The sequence below is a fragment of the Corynebacterium halotolerans YIM 70093 = DSM 44683 genome (assembly GCF_000341345.1).
GTDB lineage: Bacteria > Actinomycetota > Actinomycetes > Mycobacteriales > Mycobacteriaceae > Corynebacterium > Corynebacterium halotolerans.
Window position 1 is genome coordinate 2,280,643 of record NC_020302.1, and the last position, 16,676, is coordinate 2,297,318.

General features: G+C 69.5%; 16 protein-coding genes. 1 reads left to right on the forward strand and 15 read right to left on the reverse strand.

Annotated features, from left to right (window positions below; translation table 11 throughout):
- Positions 1-76: 76 nt before the first annotated feature.
- A complete protein-coding gene (locus A605_RS10500; RefSeq protein WP_015401490.1) occupies positions 77-505 on the forward strand; it encodes a Fur family transcriptional regulator in 429 nt (142 codons plus the stop codon).
- Here A605_RS10500 and A605_RS10505 read toward each other — a convergent pair.
- From A605_RS10505 to A605_RS10575, 15 genes are all read right to left on the reverse strand, one after another.
- Positions 502-1,686 (reverse strand): VIT1/CCC1 transporter family protein, encoded by a 1,185-nt coding sequence (locus A605_RS10505; protein ID WP_015401491.1) that lies wholly within the window; start codon positions 1,684-1,686, stop codon positions 502-504. The genes A605_RS10500 and A605_RS10505 overlap by 4 nt on opposite strands.
- Before the next feature lie 14 nt (positions 1,687-1,700).
- On the reverse strand, positions 1,701-2,453 hold the full coding sequence (locus tag A605_RS10510) for an isoprenyl transferase (protein WP_015401492.1): 753 nt from the start codon (positions 2,451-2,453) through the stop codon (positions 1,701-1,703).
- Between the two features lie 16 nt (positions 2,454-2,469).
- The gene (recO, locus tag A605_RS10515; RefSeq protein ID WP_015401493.1) at positions 2,470-3,219 is read right to left on the reverse strand and encodes a DNA repair protein RecO; all 750 of its coding nucleotides are present in this window, start codon (positions 3,217-3,219) and stop codon (positions 2,470-2,472) included.
- 4 nt (positions 3,220-3,223) lie between these two features.
- Positions 3,224-4,138 carry a GTPase Era gene (gene era / locus A605_RS10520; RefSeq protein ID WP_015401494.1) on the reverse strand — a complete coding sequence of 305 codons (915 nt, stop codon included), beginning with the start codon at positions 4,136-4,138 and terminating at the stop codon, positions 3,224-3,226.
- Positions 4,139-4,415: 277 nt separating this feature from the next.
- Complete coding sequence (pdxY, locus tag A605_RS10525) at positions 4,416-5,264, reverse strand: pyridoxal kinase PdxY (RefSeq protein WP_015401495.1); 849 nt, start codon at positions 5,262-5,264, stop codon at positions 4,416-4,418.
- 1 nt (position 5,265) lies between these two features.
- Positions 5,266-6,114 (reverse strand): pyridoxal kinase PdxY, encoded by an 849-nt coding sequence (gene pdxY, locus A605_RS10530; protein ID WP_015401496.1) that lies wholly within the window; start codon positions 6,112-6,114, stop codon positions 5,266-5,268.
- Positions 6,115-6,412: 298 nt separating this feature from the next.
- Positions 6,413-7,759 carry a hemolysin family protein gene (locus A605_RS10535; protein WP_015401497.1) on the reverse strand — a complete coding sequence of 449 codons (1,347 nt, stop codon included), beginning with the start codon at positions 7,757-7,759 and terminating at the stop codon, positions 6,413-6,415.
- Positions 7,760-8,383 (reverse strand): rRNA maturation RNase YbeY, encoded by a 624-nt coding sequence (gene ybeY, locus A605_RS10540; protein WP_015401498.1) that lies wholly within the window; start codon positions 8,381-8,383, stop codon positions 7,760-7,762.
- Positions 8,384-9,388, reverse strand: a complete 1,005-nt coding sequence (locus tag A605_RS10545) for a PhoH family protein (protein WP_015401499.1) — start codon at positions 9,386-9,388, stop codon at positions 8,384-8,386. It lies immediately after the preceding gene.
- 45 nt (positions 9,389-9,433) lie between these two features.
- Positions 9,434-10,159 carry a 16S rRNA (uracil(1498)-N(3))-methyltransferase gene (locus A605_RS10550; protein ID WP_015401500.1) on the reverse strand — a complete coding sequence of 242 codons (726 nt, stop codon included), beginning with the start codon at positions 10,157-10,159 and terminating at the stop codon, positions 9,434-9,436.
- Positions 10,160-10,163: 4 nt separating this feature from the next.
- Entirely contained in the window at positions 10,164-11,303 is a 1,140-nt protein-coding gene (gene dnaJ, locus A605_RS10555; RefSeq protein WP_015401501.1) for a molecular chaperone DnaJ, read from the reverse strand.
- Positions 11,304-11,401: 98 nt separating this feature from the next.
- On the reverse strand, positions 11,402-12,430 hold the full coding sequence (hrcA, locus tag A605_RS10560) for a heat-inducible transcriptional repressor HrcA (RefSeq protein ID WP_015401502.1): 1,029 nt from the start codon (positions 12,428-12,430) through the stop codon (positions 11,402-11,404).
- Positions 12,431-12,740: 310 nt separating this feature from the next.
- Entirely contained in the window at positions 12,741-13,880 is a 1,140-nt protein-coding gene (gene hemW, locus A605_RS10565) for a radical SAM family heme chaperone HemW (protein WP_015401503.1), read from the reverse strand.
- A gap of 120 nt (positions 13,881-14,000) precedes the next feature.
- The gene (locus tag A605_RS10570) at positions 14,001-14,681 is read right to left on the reverse strand and encodes a hypothetical protein (protein ID WP_015401504.1); all 681 of its coding nucleotides are present in this window, start codon (positions 14,679-14,681) and stop codon (positions 14,001-14,003) included.
- 118 nt (positions 14,682-14,799) lie between these two features.
- A complete protein-coding gene (locus A605_RS10575; protein ID WP_015401505.1) occupies positions 14,800-16,632 on the reverse strand; it encodes an AMP-dependent synthetase/ligase in 1,833 nt (610 codons plus the stop codon).
- Positions 16,633-16,676 lie beyond the last annotated feature (44 nt).

The following is a 16,676-nucleotide window of genomic DNA, read 5'->3' on the forward strand; positions in this document are numbered from 1 at the left end:
CTCCGGGTCTTTCGGGTGTCGCGCCCCGGGTGAGACAATGGGGAAAAGAACCAGCGGCATTTCAAGAAGGAACCCGATGTCCACCGTCCAGTCCGGCGTGCCGAAGCTCGGGGCACGCAACACCCGCCAGCGCACGGCGATCGTCAACGTGCTGCAGGAGCTCGACACCTTCGCCTCCGCGAAGACCATCCACCAGGCCCTGCAGGAACGCGAGATCAAGGTCGGCCTGACCACGGTCTACCGCACCCTCCAGTCGCTGGCGGAGATCAAGGCCGTCGACGTGCTGCACACCACCGCCGGCGAATCCCTCTACCGCCACTGCCTGTCCGAACACCACCACCATCACCTGGTGTGCACCGAGTGCGGCCGCACCGAGGAGATCGACGGCGGCCCCGTCGAGGCGTGGGCCCGCACCGTCGCCGAGGCCCACGGCTTCTCCCTGACCGGCCACGACGCCGAGGTCTTCGGGCTGTGCGCCGAGTGCCGGGGTGAACGCGAGGACTAGCCCAGCACCTGCCCGAAGGCCAGCCCCAGCAGATAGGTGATGCCGGCGGCGCCCAGGCCGATGGCCAGCTGGCGCAGCGCCCGGCTCAGGGGCGGTTTGCCCGAGAGCACGCCCACAATGCCGCCGGTGAACATCAGCGCGACGGACACCAGCACCAGCGCGACGACCGCGCCCGCCGCGGGCGAGGCCCCGAAGAGGAACGGGATGATCGGGATGAGCGCACCGGTGGCGAAGAACAGGAAACTCGAGGCGCCCGCCGCGAGCCCGCTGCCGACGACCTCGTTCGGGCGCCGCTCGGTCCCCCCGGTGCCCCAGTGGTCGGAGCCGCTGGCCTGTCCGAGCCCCAGGCGGGTGAACTCCTCCTCCGCCTTGGCCTCGGCCTCCTCGAGAGACATGCCGCGCGCCCGGTAGACCAGGGCGAGTTCGTTGGCGTCGACGTCGAGCTGCGGCAGCAGGGTGTGCGCCTTCGGGTGCGGGGTCGACGCCTCCAGCAGCTCGCCCTGCGATTTCACGGAGACGTACTCCCCCGCCGCCATCGACAACGCGCCCGCCAGCAGGCCGGACACACCCGCCAGCAGGATGTAGCTGGAACTCACCCCGGAGCCCATGACGCCGATGACCAGGGCCAGGTTGGACACCAGCCCGTCGTTGGCGCCGAAGACGGCGGCGCGGAAACTGCCCGACATCTTCTCCCGGCCGCGGGTGGCCAGACCACGCACGACCTCGGCGTGGATTCGCTCGTCGGCCGCGATCTGCTCCGGGGCGTCATCGTCGTGGACGTAGGGGTTACGTGCCTCGGCGGTCTGCATCAGCGCGAGCGCGAACACCGAGCCGAAACGCTTGGCCAGCAGGCCCATGAAGCGGGTACGCAGATCCGGACGGCGCGGCATGCCCACGTACTCACCCAGCTTCTCGCGCCAGAACCGTTCGTGGCGGGCCTCCGAATCGGCCAGGTGGAGCAGGATATCACGCTCCTCGCCCCGGCGGTTGCGGGCGAGCTCGCGGTACACGGCGGCCTCGGCCCGTTCGTTGGCCAGGTAGCGGCGCCAGCGCCGGATCTGGCTGCGCGAGGGCGCCGGCTCGGGGCCCGCCTCCGGTGCGGGGACCTGCTCCGGCTGCCCGGCGGCGTCGGCACGGTGGGTACCGGGGTGTGCGGACGGCGTCGTGTCGCGCTCGACCACGCTTTCTTCTCCTCTTACTTGCTCTTGGTTCCGCCGAACCGGCGGTCACGACGAGCGTACTCCTCGACGGCCGCGAAGAGGTCCTGCGCGGAGAAGTCCGGGAACAGCTTGTCCTGGTAGACCATCTCCGCGTACGCCGACTGCCAGAGCAGGAAATTCGACGTCCGCTTCTCCCCCGAGGGCCGCAGGAACAGATCCACATCCGGCATGTCCGGCTCGTCCAGCCACCGGGAGAAGTTCTTCTCGCTGATCTGCTCGGGGCGCAGCTCCCCGCGGGCGGCCTGCGCGGCAATCTCGCGGGCGGCGTCGATGATCTCGGCGCGGCCCCCGTAATTGACGCACATCGCCAGCGTCATCCTCGTGTTGTCCCTGGTCAGCTCCTCCGCGACCTCCAGCTCGCGGATGACCGAGCGCCACAGGCGCGGGCGGCGGCCCACCCAGCGCACCCGCACGCCCTTCTCGTGGAGGATATCGCGCTGGCGGTGCAGCACGTCCCGGTTGAAGCCCATGAGGAAACGGACCTCGTCGGCGGAACGCCGCCAGTTCTCCGTGGAGAAGGCGTAGGCGGACAGGTAGTCCACCCCCATGGCCAGGCAGGCGTCGACGGCCTCCATGAGCACGGCCTCGCCGCGCTTGTGGCCCTCGGTGCGCTTCAGACCGCGCTGCTCGGCCCAGCGGCCGTTCCCGTCCATCACCAGGGCGATGTGGCGGGGAAGGAACTTGGCGGGGATGTCCGGGGGTGTCAGGTCTACGCTCACGCGCACCATTGTGCCACCCGGCGGCTCAACTCTGATCCATGACCGTCAGGCTGGTGACCTTCTGCTCCAGATGCCACTGCAGATGCGCGCGCGTGAGCCGGTGCGCGGTGTCCGCCAGGTGGCGCCCGCCCCCGGCGCGGGCGATCTCCAGGGCGGCCGGCCAGTGGGATTTGCTCAGCAGCCACATCAGGTGGAGGGCCTCCTCCGGCACCTCCGCCGAGCCCGAGGGGCGGCACTGCGTGCACGCGGCGCCGCCGACGGCCGGGTGGAAGGCGTGGTGCGGGCCGGACGCCCCGCACTGGGCGCAGTCGAAGAGGCTGGGCGCCCAGCCGGCGTGCGCCATGGCCTGCAGCAGGAAGGCGTCCAGCACCAGGGTGGGGTGTTCGGTGGTCTGCATCCGGGCCAGGGTCTCGGTGACGTGGTCGTAGAGCCAGGGCTCCCGGTCGGCGTCGGCCACGGCCAGCCGCTCGGCGGTCTCCAGGGCGGCGCAGGCGGCGGTGTAGCGCTCGTAGTCGTCGATGATGCCGGAGCCGTAGTAGGCGACGGTGTCCGCGCCGGTGACGGTCTCGAGGTTGCGGCCCGGGTAGAGCTGGACGTCGAGATCCACGAAGTGCTGCAGGCGGGAGCCGAAGCGGGACTTCGAGCGCCGCACCCCCTTGGCGACGCCGCGCACCAGGCCGTGTTCGCGCGTGAGCAGGACGATGATGCGGTCGGCCTCCCCGAAATCGTGGGTGCGCACCACCACGGCCCGGTCGCGGTAGGACTCCCGGCGCACGGCGCTAGAACCCCAGACGTCCCAGGGACTTCGGGTCGGTCTGCCAGTTCTTGAGCACCTTGATGCGCAGGTCCAGGTAGACGTTCCGGCCCAGCAGCCGGATGATCTCCTGCCGCGAGTTGTGGATGATGCGCCCCATGCGGCGGCCGTCGCGGCCCTGGATGATGGACTTCTGCCCCGGGCGCTCGACGTAGATGATGGCGTGGATGACCAGCTTGTCGGAGTTCTCGTCGGCGAGGATCTCGTCGACCTCCACGGCCACCGAGTGCGGCAGCTCGTCCTTCAGGCCGGACAGCGCGGCCTCGCGGATGAGCTCCGAGATGCGGGACTCGGTGTCCTCGTCGGTGATGTGGTCGTCCGGGTAGAACTTCGGGCCCTCCGGCAGCTGCTGCGTGAGCACGTCCAGCAGGACGTCGATCTGCGTGTTCTCCGTCGCGGAGACCGGCACGACCTCGGACTCGCCGCCGAGCATCTCGTGCAGGGCCAGCAGCTGCGCACCGACCTGGTCCTTGCTGGCCTTGTCCAGCTTGGTGACGATGCCGACGATCGGGGTCTTCGGCGCGACCTTGCGCACGTTCTCCAGGATCCAGCGGTCGCCGGGGCCGATCTTCTCGTCCGCCGGGATGGTCAGGCCGATGACGTCGACGTCGGCGAAGGTCTCCTGGACGACGTCGTTGAGGCGTTCACCCAGCAGGGTGCGCGGGCGGTGCAGGCCCGGGGTGTCGACGACGATGATCTGGGCGTCCGGGCGGTGGACGATGCCGCGGATGGGGCGGCGGGTGGTCTCCGGCTGATTCGCCGTGATGGCGATCTTCTCCCCCACCAGCGCGTTGGTGAGGGTCGACTTGCCCGTGTTGGGGCGGCCGACGAAGCTGACGAAGCCGGAGCGGAAGCCCTCCGGGGTGTTGGTGAAGCTCACCTGACTCCTTTACGGTCTAGGGCGGTATGCCCTGGAGTTTACCCGGTGGGGTGCGTGGGCCGGCACCGTGGCTTGGTGGGGCGCTTGATGGGGCTGTTGGGTGGGGCTGTTGGGTGGCTGGCCGGACCGGCGGTTGGCCGCCTGCGGTGCGGTTGCGGCCCGGCTGGAGCACAACCCCGAGTTCACGTCGTCGAAAGGGGATGTGGTTTCGACCTGGTTGGTCGAAAGGAGATCCCCTTTCGACGACGTGAACTCGACGAACAGGAAACCCGCACCCCTACACCCGCTCGACCTCGAACTGCATCCGGGGCCGCACGTAGTATTCCTGGCTCTCCACCAGCTTCAGCTCCTCGGAGCCCGCCTCGTCGGTGGCCGTGATGAGGTCGAACATGCTGGAGGCGGTGCGGGCCAGGGCGTCGGCGGCGTCGCCGTTCGACACGTAGTGGCCGGTGAACAGGGCGGCGGCCACGTCCCCGGTGCCCACGAACTTGCGCGGCACGTGCGGGGTGCGCACGATCCAGGCCCCGCGGTCGTCGACGGCCAGCATCTCCACGGTGCCCGCCGGGCGATCGGGCCGCTGCACCGAGGTAACCAGCACGGCCCGCGGGCCGGCCTGCCGCAACGACTCCACGGCCGCGAGGGTGGTCGCCAGATCGGTGCCCTGCCGGCCGGTGAGCACCCCGAGTTCCCACTGGTTGGGGGTGAGGATGTCCGCGGCCGGCACCACCAGGGAGCGCATGAGCTCCGGGATCTCCTCGGCGACGAAGCGACCGAAGACGGCGTTGCCCATCACCGGATCACAGGAGTACACGGCGTTCGGGTTGACCTGCCTGACCCGGGCGACGGTGTCCGTGATGACCTCGGCGATCTCGTGGCCGCCCTGGTAGCCGGAGAGCACGACGTCGATCTCGCCGAACACGCCGAGTTCCTCGATGCCGAGGATGACGTCGGCGACCTGGGCGGCCGAGAATTCCCGGCCCCGGACCGTGTCGTAGGCGGTGTGGTTGGAGAAGTTGACCGTGTGGACCGGCCACACCTCATGCCCCAGTCGCTGCAGGGGGAACACCGCGCCAGCGTTGCCCACGTGCCCGTAGGCCACCGCGGACTGGATGGACAGGATGTTCATCTCAGAGCTTGTTGACCTGGAACTGCATCCGCGGGTTCGCGTACGCCTCCTGGGACTCGATCAGCCGCAGCTCACGGGAATCGGCCCGGTAGGTGTTCTCCACCAGGTCGAACACGCTCGAGGCGGTGCGCGCCAGGGCGTCGGCGGCATCACCCGTGGAGACGTAGTGGCCGGTGAACAGTGCGGTGGTGACGTCGCCGGAGCCGTTGCGCTTGAACGGCAGGTGCGGGGTCTGGACGAGCCAGGCACCGGAGTCGTTGACGGCGAGCATCTCGATCGTGCCCTCGGGGCGGTCGGGGCGCTCCACGGAGGTGACCAGCACGGTGGACGGACCCATCCGCCGGGCGGCCTCCACGGCCTTGAGCGTGGAGTCCAGGTCGGTGGCCTCCATGCCGGTGAGGTAGCCCAGCTCGAACTGGTTCGGGCTGATGATGTCGGCCACCGGGACGACGCGGTCGCGCAGCAGCGGCGGGATGGCGTCGGCGACGTGGCAGCCGGACTTCGCGTTGCCCATCACCGGGTCGCAGGAGTACACGGCCTTCGGGTTGGCGGCCTTGACGCGGGCGACGGCGTCGATGATCACATCCGCGATATCGGATCCGCCCTGGTAGCCGGAGAGCACGGCGTCGACCTCGCCGAGCATGCCGCGCTCCTCGATGCCGCGGATGATGTCCGCGACGTCCTCGGCCGGAATCATTGGGCCGCGCCAGGAGCCGTAGCCGGTGTGGTTGGAGTAGTTGACGGTGTAGACGGGCCACACCTCGTGACCCAGACGCTGGAGGGGGAATACCGCGGCGGAGTTACCGACGTGGCCGTAGGCGACGGAGGACTGGATGGAGAGGATGTTCACGGTCTCCATAGTGCTTGTTCCACCGGCGCGGGAAAAAATTCCGGGCAGAAATTCATTCAATCCGGGGGTGGGGGGGATCGTCTGGGGTAGGTGGTTGCTGGGAACGGGGCGGATGCGGGATCTCCTCCCCCATTCCGGCTCCTGGTGCCGGCGCGCGTCCTCCGCGCTGGGCGGCAGGTGCATTTTCCGGCGCGCCGGTCTGCGTTTCCCGAGGTCAGAAGTTGATGAAGTGTCAACCACTGTGGGAAAATACACTTCCCCTCGGCAGGCCCCAAAACCCCACCGGATCCTCGGAAACCTAGTCCGTGAACTCCCCGACCAGTTCCTCGCCCTCGGCCAGCGCGGGGTCGAGGACCTCCACCAGCACGGAGCGCACGCGGATGCGGCCGCGGCGGTCGTTGCCGCCCTCGGCCACGAGTTTCAGCCCGCAGGACTCCACGGCGGTGCCGGGCAGGGGAACGCGCCCCATCTCGTAGGCGATGAGGCCGGCGACGGTGTCCACCTGGTCCTGGATCTCCTCGGTGAACTCGAGGTCGGTGTCCAGGTGGTCGTGGACGTGCTTGCCCAGGTCCTCCAGGGACAGGCGCGAGACCACCCGGTAGGTGCGCTGCCCGATCTGTTCCACGGGGGCGACCTCGCGGGCGTCGTACTCGTCGGCGATCTCGCCCACGATCTCCTCGAGGATGTCCTCCATGGTGATCAGCCCGGCGATGCCCCCGTACTCGTCGACGAGCATGGCCAGGTGCGTGTGGTCGCGCTGCATCTCGTGCAGCATGGCGTCGAGGTTCTTGGAGTCGGGCACGAAGGTCGGCGGGCGCATGACCTCGGAGACCCGCACGCCGCGGCCGCCGTCGGTGCGGTGGTAGGTCCGGTGGACCAGGTCCTTGAGGTAGATCACGCCGACGATGTCGTCGATGTTCTCGCCGACCACCGGGATGCGGGAGTGACCGGAGCGCACGCACAGGCTGGTGGCCTGGCCGGCGTGCTTGTCGGCCTCGATCCAGATCATCTCGGGACGGGGCACCATCACCTGGCGCGCGGTGGTGGAGGCGAGGTCGAAGACGGACTGGATCATCCGCCGCTCCTCCACCTCGACGATGCCGTGCTCCTGCGCGATGTCGACCATCTCGCGGAGCTCGACCTCGGTGGCGTAGGGCCCGTCCCGGAAGCCGGAGCCGGGGGCGATGAGGTTGCCCAGCCAGATCAGCAGCCGGGCCACCGGGCCGAGGATACGGGTCAGGGTGGACAGCACCATCGCCGAGCGCAGGGAGACCGAGTAGGGGTTCTTGCGTCCCATGGTGCGGCCGAAGAGGCCGACCACGGCGTAGCTGACCAGGGTGACGCCGAGGATGGCCACGGCGAACGCCCAGCCCGTGGAATCGAGGAACTCGATCGCCAGGGCCGCGGCGAAGACGGTGGCCGTGGCGCTGAGCAGGGTCCGCAGCAGGACCAGCAGGTTGATGTGGTCGGCCCGCCGGTCCAGCACCTTGAGCAGGTTGCGGGCGCCGGAGACGTCGTCCTTGACCATCCCCTCGACGCGGGCGCGCGAGATGGCGCTGACCGCGGACTCGATGGAGTCCAGCAGGCCGGAGGCAAACAGCGCAAGAACAGTGGCAGTGCAGAGGAGTACTATCTCCACGTCCATCTAGGACTCGTCCTCCCGGGGACTTCGGGGCTTCTGGGGTTCACCGACGGCGGGGAGGCCGCCGCCGGGCACGATCTCGTCGAGGGCCAGCCGGTCGGCGGCCGTCGGGAAGGCCTGCGGGCCGGTGGGCTTGGGCTGGTACCGGATGCCCCGCTTGGCGACGTCGTCGTACCAGTCGGCCAGCAGCTCGTTCTGCAGGCCGAACATCTCGCGTTCCTCGGCGGGGGTGGCGTGGTCGTAGCCGAGCAGGTGCAGGCAGCCGTGGACGGTCAGCAGCGCCAGCTCGTGGTCCAGGCCATGCCCGGCGGCCTCGGCCTGCCGGGCGGCGAATTCGGGGCAGAGCACGATGTCGCCGAGCATGGAGGGCCCGGGCACCGCGGCGTCGGGACGCCCGCCCCCGCCGGGCGCCAGCTCGTCCATGGGGAAGGTCATCACGTCGGTGGGTCCCTCCAGGTCGAGCCAGCGCACATGCAGGTCGGCGATGGTGGGCTGGTCGACGATGTGGATGCTGGCCTCGGCGTCGGGGTGGATGTCCAGCTCCCCGAGCGCGAACGACGCGACGTCGATGAGCATCTCCTCGTTGACGCCCCCGTAACCGGCTTCGTTGAAGACCTCGATGCTCACTCAGTTCTCCCTCCGCTGTTGCTCAGCACGTTCCATGCGCTCATCGTAGGCCTCGTAGGCGTCGACGATGCGCCCGACCAGCGCGTGCCGGACGACGTCCTGGCTGCCGAATTCCTCGAAGTGCACGCCCTCGACGCCGCGGAGGATGTGGCGGACCAGCCGCAGGCCGGACTTCTGCCCGCCGGGCAGGTCCACCTGGGTGATGTCGCCGGTGACCACCATCTGCGAGCCGAATCCCAGGCGGGTGAGGAACATCTTCATCTGCGCCGGGGTGGTGTTCTGGGCCTCGTCGAGAATGACGAAGGCGTCGTTGAGCGTGCGCCCGCGCATGTAGGCCAGCGGGGCGACCTCGATGATGCCCGCCTCCATGAGCTTCGGGATCATCTCCGGGTCGATCATGTCACGCAGGGCGTCATACAGCGGGCGCAGGTAGGGGTCGATCTTCTCGTTCAGCGTGCCGGGCAGGAAGCCCAGCTTCTCGCCCGCCTCGACGGCCGGGCGGGTGAGGATGATGCGCGAGACCTGCTTGGACTGCAGCGCCTGCACCGCCTTGGCCACCGCCAGGTAGGTCTTGCCGGAACCGGCGGGGCCGAGGCCGAAGACGATGGTGCTGTCGTCGATGGCGTCGACGTAGCGCTTCTGGCCCAGGGTCTTGGGGCGGATGGCCCTGCCGCGGCGGGCGATGATGTCGGAGGCGAGCACCTGCGACACGGACTGCGGGGCCTCGACCGTGACGATCGAGACGGCGTGCTTGACCGAGTCCGGGGAGATCACGTGCCCGCGGCGGGCGATGGACTCGAGCTCCTCGAGCACCTTCACGCCCCGGGCGACCTCGTGGTCCGGCCCGGTCAACCGCACCACGTGCCCGCGGGCGAAGACGTCGGCGTCGATCTGGTTGTCGAGCACGCGGAGGTTGTCGTCGTTGGTGCCGAGGACCACGTTGGCGTGGGCCGCGTCGAGTTCGACGGTCCTGGTGACGACCTCGGGAGTTGGTTGTGCTGCCACGGAGAAGAGCGCCTGCTTTCCTGCTCGGTTGTGATGCATCAAACTCTACCAGCGGGAAGTGAGCACTCCGAGTGCGGACAGCGCCACCATCGCGGCGCTCGCCGTCCGCAGCACCTCCGGGCCGAGCCGCACGGGCCGGGCACCGGCCTCCCGCAGCCGGGCGACCTCGTCCTCGCCGATGCCGCCCTCGGGCCCGACGATCAGGTACAGGCTACCCACCCCGGTGAGGTCGACCTCGCGCAGCGGGGTGGCCGAGTCCTCGTGCAGGATGAGCGCGGTCTCCCCCGCGATCAGCCCGGCGAGCTCATTCGTGCTCACCGGCTGGCCGATGACGGGAATGCGGGTGCGCCGCGACTGCTTCGCCGCGGCCAGGGCTGCGGCCTCCCACTTCGCGACACCCTTGGCCACCTTCGGCCCGGTCCACCTGGCGATGGTGCGCTCGGACTGCCACGGGATGATCGCATCGGCCCCGGCCTGGGTGGCCAGGTCGACGGCCAGCTCGGAGCGCTCCGACTTCGGCAGCGCCTGCACGACCGTGACCCGCGGCGTGGGCTCCGGTGTGATCCCGTGCGTGATGACCTCCGCGCTCAGCCGCTCCTTGCCCGAGGTCGCGGTGACCTCGACCTCGGCCCAGGTGCCGCGGCCGTCGACCAGCAGCAGATGCTCGCCCGGTTGGACGCGCTTGACGGTGACGGCGTGGCGGGCCTCCGCGCCGCCGAGTTCGACGGTGTCCTCGAAGGGGCCGTCGTGAAGGAAGACCGGGAGACTCATGGCCTCAGAGCCCGAAGCGGTCGCGCAGGCGGGAGAAGAAGCCGGTGCCCTCGCCCTCCTCGTTGACGGCCGTGTCCTCGCCGCGGTGATCGCGGATCTTCTCCAGCAGCTCACGGGTGTGGCCGTCGAGCTCGGTGGGCACGGTGACATCGACGTGCGCGATGAGGTCGCCGTTGCCCTCCGCGCGCAGACGCGGCATGCCGGCGCCGCTCAGACGGATCTCCTCACCGGGCTGGGTGCCGGCCTCGACCTCGAGGGTCAGCTCCTCGCCGGCGAGGTTGTCCACGGTGAAGGTGGTGCCCAGGGCGGCGTCGATCATCGGCACCCGGACGGTCAGGTGCAGGTTGTCGCCGTCGCGGACGAAGACCTTGTGCGGACGGGTGACGATCTCCACGTAGAGGTCGCCGGCGGGACCACCGCCGTGGCCGACCTCACCCTGCCCGGCCATGCGGATGCGCATGCCGTCGTTGATGCCCGCCGGGATGTTGACCACCAGGTCGCGGCGCTTCTTCACGCGGCCATCGCCGCCGCACTTCTTGCAGGGATCGGTGATGACCTCGCCGAAACCGGAGCACTTCGGGCAGGGGCGGGTGGTCAGGACGTTGCCCAGGAAAGAACGCTGGACCTCCTGCACCTCGCCCGCGCCCCCACAGTTGTCACAGGTGACGGGCGCGGCCTTCGACTCCGAGCCGCTGCCCTCACAGTGGTCGCAGACCACGGCGGTGTCGACGGTGATGTCCTTCTTCGCCCCGGAATACGCCTCCTCGAGGGTGACGGCGACGCGCAACAGGGCGTCATTGCCCGGCTGGACGCGCGAACGCGGGCCCCGGGAGGAGGGCCCACCGGAACCACCGAAGAAGGCCTCGAAGATATCGCCGAGGCCACCGCCGCCGAAGCCACCGAAGCCACCCGGGCCACCGGTGGCCTGCTCCATCGGATCGCCGCCCATGTCGACGATGCGGCGCTTCTCCGGGTCCGTGAGCACCTCGTGGGCCACGGAGACCTCGCGGAACTTCTCGGCGGCCTCCTCAGAGGGGTTCACATCCGGGTGATATTTGCGGGCCAGCTTGCGGTAGGCCTTCTTGATCTCCTGATCGGAGGCGGAGCGATCCACACCCAGAATGCCGTAATAGTCACGAGCCACGATTAAACAGTACTTCCTAATTCAGAGTTCAGTGTCAGTTAAACGGTCGTTGCGACGCGGTCGAGCTGCCGTCTTGCGCGTCTTGGCGTCGCATCAGTCTACTCGCCGGACAGTACCCGGCTGACATACCGGGCGACGGCCGAGACCTTCGAGATCGTCCCCGGGTAGTCCATGAACGTCGGGCCGACCACGCCCAACCCGCCGAGGGCCGCCCCGTCCGAACCGTACGCGGTGGTGACGATCGACGCCGAATGCAGCTCCTCGTTCTCGTTCTCCTCGCCGATGAGCACGCTCACGTTGCCCAGGTCCGGCACGTTCGCCAGGAGCTTGAGCACCACCACCTGCTCCTCGAGCGCCTCGATGAGCAGGGGCAGGCCGACCGGGAAGTCCCGGGAGATGCGGGTCAGGTTCGAGGTGCCCGCGAGGATGAGGCGGTCCGAGGGCTGGTCGACCAGGGTCTCGATCAGCGTGGTCGCCGCGAACAGGGCCGCGGTGCGCAGTTCCGCCGGCGCGTGCTCCGGCAGCTCCGCCAGGGAGGTCGAGGCGTCGGTCAGGGTCTTGCCGACGAGCGCGTCGTTGAGCAGGTCGCGCAGCTGGAGCACCTGTTCCGGGTCCAGCGGTTCCTCCAGCTCCACGTTGCGCTGGTCCACGCGGCCGGTGTCCGTGATCAGCACGAGCAGCAGGCGCACCGGGCTCAGCGGGACGACCTCGCAGTGCTTGACGCGCGAGACCTTGAGGGTGGGCAGCTGGACGACGGCCGCCTGGCGGGTGAGCTGGGCCAGCAGCTGGACCGAACGCCGCAGGACGTCCTCCAGGTCCACGCCCTCCTCGAGGAAGCCCACGATGGCGCGCCGCTCGGCGGTCGACAGCGGCTTGATGTCGTGGATGGAGTCGACGAACTGGCGGTACCCCTTCTCCGTGGGGATGCGGCCCGAGCTGGCGTGCTGCTGGACGATATAGCCCTCGGACTCGAGGACGGCCATGTCGTTGCGGATGGTGGCCGAGGAGACGTTGAGGTGGTGGCGCTCGAGCAGCGCCTTCGAGCCGACGGGTTCCTGGGAGGCGATGTAGTCGGCGACGATGGCGCGCAGGACCTCATCGCGGCGCTGGTCGGTCGATCCGGCCATGGTTGGCACTCCCCTCCTTCGATTGCTAGATCTCCAGTCTAACCCCGGTTGTCAACCAGGTCGCGGGGTGCGGATCCGGTGGGTGGGCCGGCCGGGAATCGACTGCCGGCCGACGCTGCCGCTGATCGTCGAGACCACATCGTCGAAAGGGGATCTCGTTTCGACCAAGCGAGTCGAAACGAGATCCCCTTTCGACGATGTGCTTTCGACCTTGCAGAGAATCCCGCACCCGAGCTCGGGTTGGCGGGAGCCACCTGACCAGGTCGACCCCGCCAGCCAGGCCCGGGGGAATGGACCTGACCGGATTCCCCTAGCCCTCCTCGGCCACCAGGATGTCGGCGACCATGCCGTCGGCCAGCAGCCGGCCGGAATCGGTCAGCCGCAGGCGGTCGCCGGCGGTCTCGAGCAGTCCGCGGCCGATGAACCCCTCGATCACCGGCCGCGCACCGGCACGGAACCACGCCGTGGGCACGCCCTCGCGCAGGCGCATGCCGAGCATGATCCGCTCGGTGTGGTGGTCCTCGTCGGTCAGGTGCTCCACGTCCTTGATGGGCAGCTCGTCGGCCGCGATCATCGACGAGTACCGCGCCGGGTGCTTGACGTGGTAGAAGCGCTGGTCACCGAGGTGGGAGTGGGCGCCGGGGCCGGCTCCCCACCAGTCGCCGTCGGTCCAGTAGATGTGGTTGTGGCGGCACTCGCCCCCCGGCTTCGCCCAGTTGGAGACCTCGTACCAGTCGAACCCCTCGCCGCGCAGGCGGGCGTCGATCAGCTCGAAGCGGGAGGCGTAGACGTCCTCGTCGGGAGCGGGCAATTCGCCGCGGCGGACCTTGCGGGCCATGGCGGTGCCGTCCTCCACGATCAGGGAGTAGGCGGAGACGTGGTCCACGCCGGCGCCGATCACCGCGTCCAATGTCTTACGCACGTCGTCGTCGGTCTCGGTGGGCGTGCCGTAGATCATGTCCAGGTTGACGTGCCCGAAGCCGGCCGCCTTGGCCTCACGGGCGGCCTCCACGGGCCGGCCCGGGGTGTGGGCCCGCTCCAGCACGCGCAGCACCCCGGCCGAGGCGGACTGCATGCCCAGCGAGATGCGGTTGTAGCCCGCGTCCAGCAGCCCCGCGAAGAACTCGGGCGAGGTGGACTCGGGGTTGGATTCGGTGGTGATCTCCGCGCCCGGGGCCAGCCCGAAGGTGTTGCGCACGGCCGAGAGCACCCGCCCCAGGCCATCCGCGCCCAGCAGTGAGGGGGTGCCGCCGCCGATGAACACGGTCTCGGCCGGACGCTCCCCCACCCGCGCCACGGCGAGCTCCAGTTCGCGTTCCAGGGCGTCGAGGTAGGACTCGGGCGAGGCCGAGGTGCCCAGTTCGCCGGGGGTGTAGGTGTTGAAGTCGCAGTAGCCGCAGCGGGTGGCGCAGAAGGGGACGTGCACGTAGACGCCGAAGGGGGTAGTCATATCCCGCCCAGTCTAGCTGGCGGCCGAGCGGTCCAGAAGTGGGCGGCTCAGCCGGGGATCCGCGTTCCCCGATATCAGGATCACGCAATCAGAATCACGTCGTCCGCGGAGCCGCCCGGTCTAGCTGGCCGCGCCCCGATCCCTCGCACGCTTGGCGGCCACCCGGGCCACGACGGCGTCGACACGCGCGCGCTCGACGAGGAACGCCGGCGGATTCGCCCCGCGCATGGTGCGCGCGTAGACGGGGTGGGCGTCGGCGACGGTGTGCAGCCACCCCTCGGCCGCCGCGGTGACGTGCCTGCCGACGCGCGCGTAGAGGTGCGGCAGGGACACGGCGTCGAGGTGGTGGGCCACGGCCTCGGTCTGGTCGAGGACCCAGTCGACGAGCCCCTCGAGGTGCTCGGTCACGTTCTCGGTGCGCCCGTTGAGCGCGGCGGCCAGTTCGCGCACGACGATCGGCGAGCTGGAGATGGGGTGCGCGGCCTCCAGCGCCCGGGCGTCGAGAAGCTCAGGTTCCGGCAGCTGGTTACCGGGGCTGGCGGAGGCGCTGAGGGTGCCGGCGCGCACGCCGGAGGTCAGGGCCTGGCGCAGGCCGAGCAGCTCGCCGACGGCGCGGCGGGAGTCGGCGCGGGCGTCCTCGATGATCTCGGAGAACTCCTCGAGGCACTCCCGGGCCAGCTCGGGATCCCAGTCGGCGATCGACTCGATGAGGTGCTCGATGTACTCGGCCACCTCGTCGCCGATGTTGTAGATCTCCTGCGTGAGTTCCCGGTGGCGCAGCTCGGCCGCGATCTTGTGCATGCTGGGCTGCTCCTTTCGACGGGCGGACAAGTCTGAAGTTGAGGTTGAGAGTTTAGCCAACGCCTGCTGACTCTAGGGTAGTTTCCGCGGCGTTTCAGTCCGACGCGCCGGAGAAGTTCTAGCGCTGGTAGATCTCCTCGATGTCATCGGCGTAGCGGCGGAAGACGACGTTGCGCTTGACCTTCATGGTCGGGGTGATCTCCCCCTCCTCCTCGGTCAGGTCGTGGTCGAGGATGCGGAAGCGCTTGATGCCCTCGGTGTGCGAGACCGTGGAGTTGGCGAGGTTGACCGCGTCCTGGATCTCCGCGCGCAGGGCCGGGTCGTGCGCCAGCTCCCTGACGGAACGATTCTCCGGGATGTTGTGGTCGAGCCGCCAGCGCAGGAGGCTGTCCTCGTCGAGGGTCACCAGCGCGCCGATGAAGGGCTTGCCGTCGCCGACCACCAGCGCCTGGGAGATCAGCGGGTGGGAGGCCAGCTTCTCCTCCAGCGGGGCGGGCGAGACGTTCTTGCCGCCGGCGGTGACGATCAGGTCCTTCTTGCGTCCGGTGATGATGATGTGGCCGGTCTCGTCGATCTCGCCGAGGTCGCCGGTGTTGAACCAGCCCCCCACATCCAGCGCCTCGGCGGTGGCCTCCGGGTTGTTCCAGTAACCGGCGAACACCCCCTCGCCGCGGATGCAGATCTCGCCGGCGTCGTTGATCTTCGCGGAGTAGCCGCCCAGCGGCTGGCCCACGGTGCCGATCCTGACGTCGGTGAAGTCGACCGCCGCGGCCGCGCAGGTCTCGGTCAGGCCGTAGCCCTCGTAGACCGGCAGGCCCACTCCGCGGAAGAAGTGGCGCAGCTCCGGACTCATGGCGGAACCACCCGTGATGCAGTACTTCACCGCCCCACCCACGGCCGACTTGAGCTTGGAGTAGACCAGCCGGTCATAGAGCCGGCGCCTGGCGGCGAGCACCCTCGACGGACCGTCCGGGGTGTCGAGCGCCTTCGAGTACTCGACGGCGGTCTTCTCCGCGCGCTCGAAGATCTTGGCCTTCAGGGGGCCACCGTCGGCGGCCTTGTTCGCGGCGGCGTTGCGCACCTTCTCGAACACGCGCGGCACGCCCAGGATCATGTGCGGGCGGGTGCGCTGGAACTCCACGGTCAGGGTGGACACGTCCGACCAGTGCGACTGGGTCGCCCCGCCGATGACCACGGCCAGGGACACCGCGCGCGCCAGCACGTGCGCCATGGGCAGGTAGGTCAGGATGCGGGTGCCCGGCACCGCGATGGCACCGATGGGGTGGGTCAGCAGCGCGCGGATCTGGTGGATCCAGTTGCGGTGGGTGAGGATGCAGCCCTTGGGCTTGCCCGTGGTGCCGGAGGTGTAGACGAGGCTGGCCAGGTCCTCGTGCCGGATGCCGGCGATGCGGCGGTCGACCTCGGCGTCGTCGATGGCGCGGCCCTCGAACTTGAGGGTCTCCACCGCCGAGGAGTTGATCTCCAGGATGCGGCGCAGCCGCGACGGCGAGCCGGCCAGCTGCGGGGTGCCGTCGGGCTGCAGCACCAGGTGCTCCATCTGGCTGGTGTGCTCGCGGGTCTCACTGAGCGCCAGCACGGCGCCGGAGTCCTCGATGATCCACTGGATCTGGGTCAGCGAGGACGACGGGTAGATCGGCACGCTCGCCGCCCCCGTGGCCCAGATGGCGAAGTCCAGCAGCGACCACTCGTAGCGGGTGGCCGACAGCAGCGCGACCCGGTCCCCGGGTTCCACCCCCATGGCGATCAGCCCCTTGGCCACCTCGTAGATCTCGTCGCGGAACTCCTGGGCGGTGACGTTGATCCACTCGTAGTTGGCCGGGCGGGTGAACAGCACCCCGTGCGGGCGGGACCGGGCGGTCGCGAGCAGGGCGGACAGGCAGTTGTCTTCGGCGCGCAGTTCAAACTCGGCCGGGGTGGTGTACTCCTGCACGGGGGGCGATCCTCTCAGTCGTGGGGCGGGTCAGGGCGCAAAAC

What these genes read in the sequence shown, in the direction of transcription:
- A605_RS10500 (WP_015401490.1), top strand. Translation starts at nt 77, where the DNA reads ATGTCCACCGTCCAGTCCGGCGTGCCGAAGCTCGGGGCACGCAACACC.
- A605_RS10510 (WP_015401492.1), bottom strand. Translation starts at nt 2,453, where the DNA reads ATGGTGCGCGTGAGCGTAGACCTGACACCCCCGGACATCCCCGCCAAG.
- pdxY (WP_015401495.1), bottom strand. Translation starts at nt 5,264, where the DNA reads ATGAACATCCTGTCCATCCAGTCCGCGGTGGCCTACGGGCACGTGGGC.
- A605_RS10535 (WP_015401497.1), bottom strand. Translation starts at nt 7,759, where the DNA reads ATGGACGTGGAGATAGTACTCCTCTGCACTGCCACTGTTCTTGCGCTG.
- A605_RS10550 (WP_015401500.1), bottom strand. Translation starts at nt 10,159, where the DNA reads ATGAGTCTCCCGGTCTTCCTTCACGACGGCCCCTTCGAGGACACCGTC.
- hrcA (WP_015401502.1), bottom strand. Translation starts at nt 12,430, where the DNA reads ATGGCCGGATCGACCGACCAGCGCCGCGATGAGGTCCTGCGCGCCATC.
- hemW (WP_015401503.1), bottom strand. Translation starts at nt 13,880, where the DNA reads ATGACTACCCCCTTCGGCGTCTACGTGCACGTCCCCTTCTGCGCCACC.
- A605_RS10570 (WP_015401504.1), bottom strand. Translation starts at nt 14,681, where the DNA reads ATGCACAAGATCGCGGCCGAGCTGCGCCACCGGGAACTCACGCAGGAG.